Here is a 7,155-nt window from a genome sequence, read left to right on the forward strand (position 1 = left end):
ATCAACCCGGATCTGCGCAAAAGAAAAGGCCCCGCAAAGCGGGGCCTTTCCGAAGACATGTGACCGCGCCAATTAGGCGAAGTCGAAGTCCGCTGCGGTCAGATCGCCGATAGCAACACCAGTCAAGGTAACAGTGGTGTCTGCATCGATTGCGATGACAACCGATTCACCGCCAGGGTTGGTGGTCGGATCTGTGTCGATTTCGTAAGCAACCGCCAGAACGTCGTTCAGATCGCCAAAGCCCAGCTCGGAGACGTTCAGTTTGTCGTTGTCACCGCTGTCACCGAAGTCGGTGATGGTGGTGTTGCCTGTGCCTGCTTTCAGAACGAACACGTCATCATCAGCACCACCGGTCAGCTCGTCGCCGCCGAGGCTGGTGTAGATCATGTCTGCGCCAGCGCCGCCGTCAACGGTGTCTGTGCCAGCACCGCCACGCAGTTCGTCCGCGCCTGCATCGCCGGACAGATCGTCTGCGCCGTCACCGCCACGCAGTTCATCGTCGCCAGCGCCACCAACCAGGGTATCGTCGCCGTTGCCGCCGTTGATGACGTCATTGCCGAGGCCACCGTCGAGGTTGCTGTCGTCGCCGTTGCCGCCGAAGATGGTGTCAGCGCCGATACCACCGGTGATGTCGTCGTTGCCAGCGCCGCCACCCAGGGTGTTGCTGTCATCTGCAGAGGCTGTAGACACGGTGATCTCGTCGTCGCCGTTGCCACCACGGATTACGTCGTCGCCAGCGCCACCTTCGATGGTGTCGTTTTCGTTTTCACCTTTGATGGTGTCATTGCCGGCACCTGCGGTGATGTCGTTCGCGCGATCATCGCCATTGTAGGTGTCGTTGCCACCGTCTGCGCTGCCGTCTGCGTCGCCATCGGCGTCATCAGCAGCATTCCAGGTGTCGTTGCCAGCGGAGAAGTCCAGCGTGGTGTCGAAGGTCACGGTGTGCGTGGACTGGGTGCCGTCAATGTCAACAACGATGTCGTAGCTGAAGGAAACCACGTCACCGACGTTGCCGCCCGATGCTGCCAGAGCAGTGGTGGAGGGGGTGAACTCAATAGTGCCGTCGGTTTGATCAACCTCGAAGGCGCCATCAGCGTTCACGAAAACGCCACCAGCAGCAACGTTTACGCCGTCAGCGCTGACGATAGTGCGGGTTGTTGCACCAGTGGTCACGCTCTCGCCGGACAGGGCAGTGCCGGTCCAGTCGTAGGAGACGACATCATCCAGATCGAAGGTATCGCCAGTAACACCGGCCTGATCGATCACGCCAGCAGCGGCAGTGCCGCCAACCAGAGTTACACCGTCAGCAAAGGTGATGGAGGAAACGCCGTTGTTTGCAGTTACTGCCACCAGCAGTGCGTCTGTGTCGTCTGTATCCAGAGACCATTCACCGTTGTTGGTGCCGGCGTCAAAAGTCACAGCGCCGTCTGCGCCCAGATAGCTGGCAAGAGTGTTCTCTTCCAGTGTCAGGGTGTCGGTGCCGCCGTTGCCGTCGAAGCTGTCTGTACCGCCAGCAGCAGTGACATCCAGTGCGCGCTCAACAACAATTGCGTCATCGCTAGTTGTGCCGGCACCAAGGAAGTCTGTTGCTTCGGTGATTGTAATATTAGCCATTGTCTACTCCGTAGTAATGCTCGTCGATTTCTGCGAACAAACGCGCCTGCCTTATGCCCGCAAAGGTTTTACCGCTCTCTGTCTCTCTGGATGGGCATCTATTGTCAAGGAAACTTGCGCCGGAGGCTTCAGGAATTGCGGGGATGTCGAAATCGTGCCCTTCGCGCCACGCTGCCCCCGTGTGGGAAACTGGCGGCTTGCAGCTAATTTACCCATTTTAGGGGTTGAAAAGGCGGAGTCTTTTTGCAAATTTCTTGCCCGACTGGGGGTGCGTTGCGGCGGGCCTGCGCCAGCTATGGCGGATTCATCTGCAATTTCGCCGGCAAACTTGACGTTTTGCGAAGCTGTTGCGCATTTTGTTAACTCTTTCTTAATACATCTTATAAGGGTAGGGAATACCTGACCTGTGCCATTCCCTCTCCCTGAAGGTGTGTGGTTTTTGCCACCCTGGCCAAAGCGGGTTTTCATTTTTCAACATTCCGCCCCGACGTTTTAAAAGAGCGGTGCGATTTCTTTCACTTCCTATTCGCGAGAATAAGGGTTTGATTTAAATTAATCTGCTTTTTTTGAGCTGCCCTGCGTGGTTGGCTGTACAGAATTTCACTTTCTCCACACTACCCCCTTCGATGTATGAAGGTGGTAGCGCCCCGAGGCGGGGAAAATCCCGCTGAAACCGGCCAAATCTGACGTAAGGGCAGGGGGGCGGCAGGAGAATCTTCGCCCCGGAGCGCAGGGCTGTGCCCGCCCGCAGCAGGCGGGTGGAATCGGCATGGAATCGGGGGGCTGGAATTTCCGGCAGGGATTCTCTGGCAGGGGGGCTCCGGCGCGGCGCGGTCCGGAGCCTGTGATCAAGTCGGTGATCCAGCCTGTGATCCAGCCGGTGAATTCAGGTGCGTGTCATCAAGGCCGGGCAGGGGGATAGGGGCGGCCGATCAGCCGTAGCAGCGGCTCACCAGCTGATGCAGCCGGGCGTCGTTGCGGCTCTTCTCGCCGACGATATTGCGCACCGCATCGGGGATGTCCTCGGCGGCTTTGGCCTTGCTGCCGGTGTTCTCGCGGTGCTCCGTCAGCTCCGCCAGCCCATGGCTGCGGCGGAAATGCTGCAGGGAGGCGCCCAGATGTTCGGTCACGCCAATAAAGCTGTAGTAGCGGTTCAGCTTCTCCAGCGCGTGATCAAAGGAGTAGAAGGCCCCGGTCATCAGCGACAGCTGATAGTCCAGCGGCAGCACGTGGGCATAGGATTCCAGCGTCGGATAGCGCGCGGCGAAGGCCTCATGCTGGGGGTGTTTGTCGGAGGTGTTGTAGCGGTAGTTGGAGACAAAGCGGTCCAGCGGGTCGCGGATAATGGTGGCACATTTCAGCGGCAGCTCCTGATGGCGCCAATACATCACGTCAGACCAGGCGAAATGCCCCATCAGCACCTGACGGCAGGGGGTGGCCTCATCGCTGCGCCGGTAAAGCGCCTTGCGCGTCTTGTTGCGGAAGGACTGGTTGGTGTTTTCCCAGGAAACCGGGTGAAAGATGTCAAAAGCCGCCTGCAGCGCCTTGCCCACCGACATGCCTGCGGTCTTGGGAATATGCATAAACAGGATCACGTCATTGGGATCGTGATAGGTCTCTGCCGCTACCAGCCGGGGGGAAAACCGGGCCTCGAACGCGGTCTCGGCAACGGTTCTGCTGCCGGAGGTCTGAGAGGAAACCTGTGACATGATAAGGGCTTGCTCCAGTTTGGTCGGCAGGTGCCGAATGCGCTGTCGGGCCTTAGCGAAGGGGGGGCTGGATGTCAATCTGAGCGGGGCGGAACCGCGGGGTTTACGGGGGTCTGTGGCGGGGGTGCCCGCCGATGGAGAGGCGAGGGCCTGCCGATGACGGCGGCAGATGCGGGGCCCAGGTCTGAGCCTGGATTTGGGGCTGGATTTGGGTCTGGTTCTGAGGCTGGCGGGTGATGCGGTGCCGCCGCGCCTGTCGGCTATTGTTCCGGGGGCGGAGGGAGCTGTTTGACAAGCCTCGGATGGCTGTGCTTTTGACCCTATCAAAGATGTCCGGACGTCGGTGCCGCAGGGAGCCATTGTGCATCCGGGCCTGTCCGGGCATATCCGCCCCTGACCCCGGTCCACCCTGTCCAGATCTCTGTTGCGGGTGGCCGGTCTCTCGGTTCTCTTACTTTTGGTTGCCCGTCCGGGTGACCCCGACAAAGGCAATATGTCATGGCACGCACCTCTGCACAGCATTCAGGATCGGCGCATAAGCCCGGGCTGGGTGAGATCCGCAAGGCCCGCAAGGGCAATCGCGGCGCCTTCTGGCTGATTGGCGTGTTCAGCTTCTTTGCCAATCTGCTGATGCTGACCAGCCCGCTCTATATGATGCAGGTCTATGACCGGGTGCTGGGCAGCCGCTCGCTTGAGACGCTGGTGGCGTTGACGGTGTTGGCGGGGTTCCTGTTCCTGATCATGGGGGTGCTGGACTATGTGCGGGGGCGGATTCTGGCGCGGGTCGGGGCGCGGTTCCATGACCAGCTGGAGACCCGGGTGTTCAACGCGGTGCAGGACAAATCGGCGGCGGGGTTTAATGATGACATCGCCAAAGTGGGGCTGCGGGATCTGGAAGCGATGCAGAAGGCGCTGTCCTCGCCCATCGTTTCGGCGTTTTTCGACCTGCCCTGGACGCCGCTGTTTCTGGGACTGATTGCGGTATTTCATCCGCTGTTGGGGCTTTTGGCGCTGATCGGGGGTGCGGTGCTGGTGGTCTTTGCGCTGGCCAATCAGATGATTTCCAAGGCTGCGGTGGAAAACGCCAGCATGATGGCGGCCTCGGCGCATCAGGTTTCCGACGGGATGCGCAATAATGCGGAGCTGATCCAGGGGCTGGGGATGCGCCGTGCGGCCTTTGCCAAATGGCGGATGCTGCGCAGCCAGGCGGTGGGGTCTGAGCTGAGTGCGGCGGATATGACCGGCGGTTTCAGCACGGCCACCCGCACCTTCCGGCTGGCGCTGCAATCGGCGATGCTGGGCACTGGCGCCTATCTGGTGCTGACCGAAGGGCTGACGCCCGGGGTGATGATTGCCTCGTCGATCATCATGGGGCGGGCGCTGGCCCCGATCGAGACGCTGATCGGCCAATGGGCGCTGGTGCAGCGGGCCATGCAGGCGCAGGAACGTCTGGCGCAGATGCTGACCGAAACCCCGGAACGCCCGGCGCCGATGAAACTGGCGCGCCCGGCGGCCAAGCTGGAGGTGCAGGGCGTGGCTCTGGTGCCGCCGGTGGCCCCGGGGCAGGTGGCCAAGCCTGCGCTGCAGGGGCTGAATTTCAGCATCCAGCCCGGTCAGGCGCTGGGGGTTATCGGCGCCTCCGGGGCCGGGAAATCCTCGCTGGCGCGGGCCCTGATTGGTGTCTGGCATCCGGTGTCGGGCAAGATCCGGCTCGATGGGGCGGCGCTTAATCAATATGACATGGATGATCTGGGCAGCTATATCGGCTACCTGCCGCAGCAGGTGACGCTGTTTGACGGCACCATTGCCGAAAATATTGCCCGCCTGTCGATGATGCCGGATCCCGATCAGGTGGTGGCGGCGGCGCGCAAGGCGGCGGTGCATGACATGATCCTGCAATTGCCGCAGGGCTATGACACGCCGGTGCGGGTGGCCAGCAACCGGCTGTCGGGCGGGCAGGTGCAGCGCATCGGGCTGGCGCGCGCGCTTTATGGCGATCCGGTGTTGCTGGTGCTGGATGAGCCGAATTCAAATCTGGACAATGAGGGCAGTCAGGCGCTGAACCTGGCGGTCTCTCACGCCAAGAAGGACGGGCGGGCGGTGATCATCATGGCGCATCGCCCGGCGGCGATTCAGCTCTGTGACCTGATCCTGATTCTGGACAACGGCACCCAGCGCGCCTTTGGCCCCAGGGACGCGGTGCTGGGGGAGCATTTGCAGAACCCGCAGGTGGTGCAGAAAAAACAGGCCCAGCAGCAGGCTGCCGCCCCATCTACATCGGCACCATCCACGCCAACCCAGAAACAGCCAGCCCCGAAACAGGCCGCTCCGAAACAGGCAGAGGCAAAATCATGAGTGATACATCCAAATCCTACCCGATCCGTGGGCTGACCATCGCCGGGCTGCTGGCGATGGGTCTGCTGGTGGGCGGTCTTGGCCAATGGGCCGCCACGGCAGAAATCTCCGGCGCGGTGATTGCATCCGGGTCGATCAAGGTGGAACAGAACCGCCAGGTGGTGCAGCACCCCTACGGCGGTGTTGTCGATGAGGTGCTGGTGAGCGAGGGCGATCTGGTTGAGGAAGACGCGCTGCTGCTGCGGCTGGAGCCGTCGGAGCTGCTGGCCGAACGGCAGATTGTCGAAGGCCAGCTGGCCGAAACCCTGGCCCGGCGCAGCCGCTACAGCGCGGAACGGGATGAGGCCGAGGAGGTCACTTTTGCCGAGCTGTTATTCGAGCTGAGCGGCACCCATGTGCAGACCGAAGAGCTGATCAACGGGCAGAAACGCCTGTTTGAGGCGCGTCTGGTCAATCTGCGTGCCCGCATCAGCCGCCTGCAGGAACGTATCGGCCAGATCCAGAGCCAGATCGACGGGATCGAGGCCCAGCAATCGGCCCTGCAGGAGCAACTGGTGCTGATCGGCCAGGAGCTGGAAAACCAGCAGAGCCTGCTGTCACAGGGGCTGGCGCAGTCCAGCCGGGTGCTGTCGCTGCAGCGCGAACAGTCGCGGCTGCGCGGGCAGGCCGGGGCGCTGACCGCCCAGAAGGCCCAGGCCGAAGGGCAGGTCACCGAATTGGGTCTGGAGATCCTCAACCAGAAAAGCGCACGGCGCGAAGAGGCGATCACCACCCTGCGCGACCTGCAGGTGCGTGAGCTGGAGCTGATCGAACGGCGCAATGTGATCCTGCAGCGGCTGTCCCGGCTGGACGTGCGCGCGCCGATGGCGGGGGTGGTTTATGACCTCAATGTCTTTGCCCGCAAATCGGTGATCCGGGCGGCGGATCCGCTGATGTATCTGATCCCGCAGAGCCAGCCTCTGGTGATCTCGGCGCAGGTGGCGCCGTCGGATATTGATCAGGTCTATCTCAATCAGAAGGTCAGCCTGAATTTCTCCAGCTTCAACCAGCGCACCACGCCGACGCTGTTTGGCTCGGTGAGCACGGTCTCGGCCGATTCCTTTATCGATCCGCAGACCGGGCGCAGCTACTACGTGGTGGAGGTGCGGCTGGACAAAGGCGAGGTGGCCCGCCTGCCCGAGGGCAATGTGCTGGTGCCGGGGATGCCGGTGGAGACCTTCATCCAGACCAACAGCCGCACGCCCTTTGCCTATCTGTTGCAGCCGTTCACCGATTATCTCAACCGCGCCTTCCGAGAGAGCTGAGCCAGTCTGCCCGGCTCTCGCGCCCCTTCTGCCGATCCGGACAGAGGGGGATGCCGGGGGGAGATGCGGGTGGAAAATCGGCTGCCACTCCGCCGCAACATGTTTTAGACTGACGCGACCCCGCGCCAACATATCAGGACGCGGCCGATCGCATGAGCTTTAAGGATAGCAGA

Annotated in this window: 4 protein-coding genes; 2 read left to right on the top strand and 2 right to left on the bottom strand. The window is 61.8% G+C overall.

Going from position 1 to position 7,155, the window contains the following annotated elements:
* Positions 1-72: 72 nt before the first annotated feature.
* Together J4721_RS19355 and J4721_RS19360 are read right to left on the bottom strand one after the other, a co-directional pair.
* A complete protein-coding gene (locus J4721_RS19355) occupies positions 73-1,614 on the bottom strand; it encodes a calcium-binding protein (RefSeq protein WP_211003381.1) in 1,542 nt (513 codons plus the stop codon).
* A gap of 932 nt (positions 1,615-2,546) precedes the next feature.
* Positions 2,547-3,323 carry a sulfotransferase family 2 domain-containing protein gene (locus J4721_RS19360; RefSeq protein WP_102856205.1) on the bottom strand — a complete coding sequence of 259 codons (777 nt, stop codon included), beginning with the start codon at positions 3,321-3,323 and terminating at the stop codon, positions 2,547-2,549.
* 498 nt (positions 3,324-3,821) lie between these two features.
* Here J4721_RS19360 and J4721_RS19365 point away from each other — a divergent pair, with 498 nt between their 5' ends.
* Positions 3,822-5,678, top strand: a complete 1,857-nt coding sequence (locus J4721_RS19365) for a type I secretion system permease/ATPase (RefSeq protein WP_014889408.1) — start codon at positions 3,822-3,824, stop codon at positions 5,676-5,678.
* A complete protein-coding gene (locus J4721_RS19370) occupies positions 5,675-6,982 on the top strand; it encodes an HlyD family type I secretion periplasmic adaptor subunit (RefSeq protein ID WP_083714849.1) in 1,308 nt (435 codons plus the stop codon). The genes J4721_RS19365 and J4721_RS19370 overlap by 4 nt, the downstream gene beginning before the upstream one ends.
* Positions 6,983-7,155: the final 173 nt, after the last annotated feature.

The organism is Phaeobacter sp. HS011 (assembly GCF_018101215.1).
Classification (GTDB): Bacteria; Pseudomonadota; Alphaproteobacteria; order Rhodobacterales; family Rhodobacteraceae; genus Phaeobacter; species Phaeobacter inhibens.

Bases quoted from the DNA above. Each gene is read 5' to 3' on its own strand.
- J4721_RS19355 (WP_211003381.1), bottom strand. From the start codon at position 1,614: ATGGCTAATATTACAATCACCGAAGCAACAGACTTCCTTGGTGCCGGC.
- J4721_RS19360 (WP_102856205.1), bottom strand. From the start codon at position 3,323: ATGTCACAGGTTTCCTCTCAGACCTCCGGCAGCAGAACCGTTGCCGAG.
- J4721_RS19365 (WP_014889408.1), top strand. From the start codon at position 3,822: ATGGCACGCACCTCTGCACAGCATTCAGGATCGGCGCATAAGCCCGGG.
- J4721_RS19370 (WP_083714849.1), top strand. From the start codon at position 5,675: ATGAGTGATACATCCAAATCCTACCCGATCCGTGGGCTGACCATCGCC.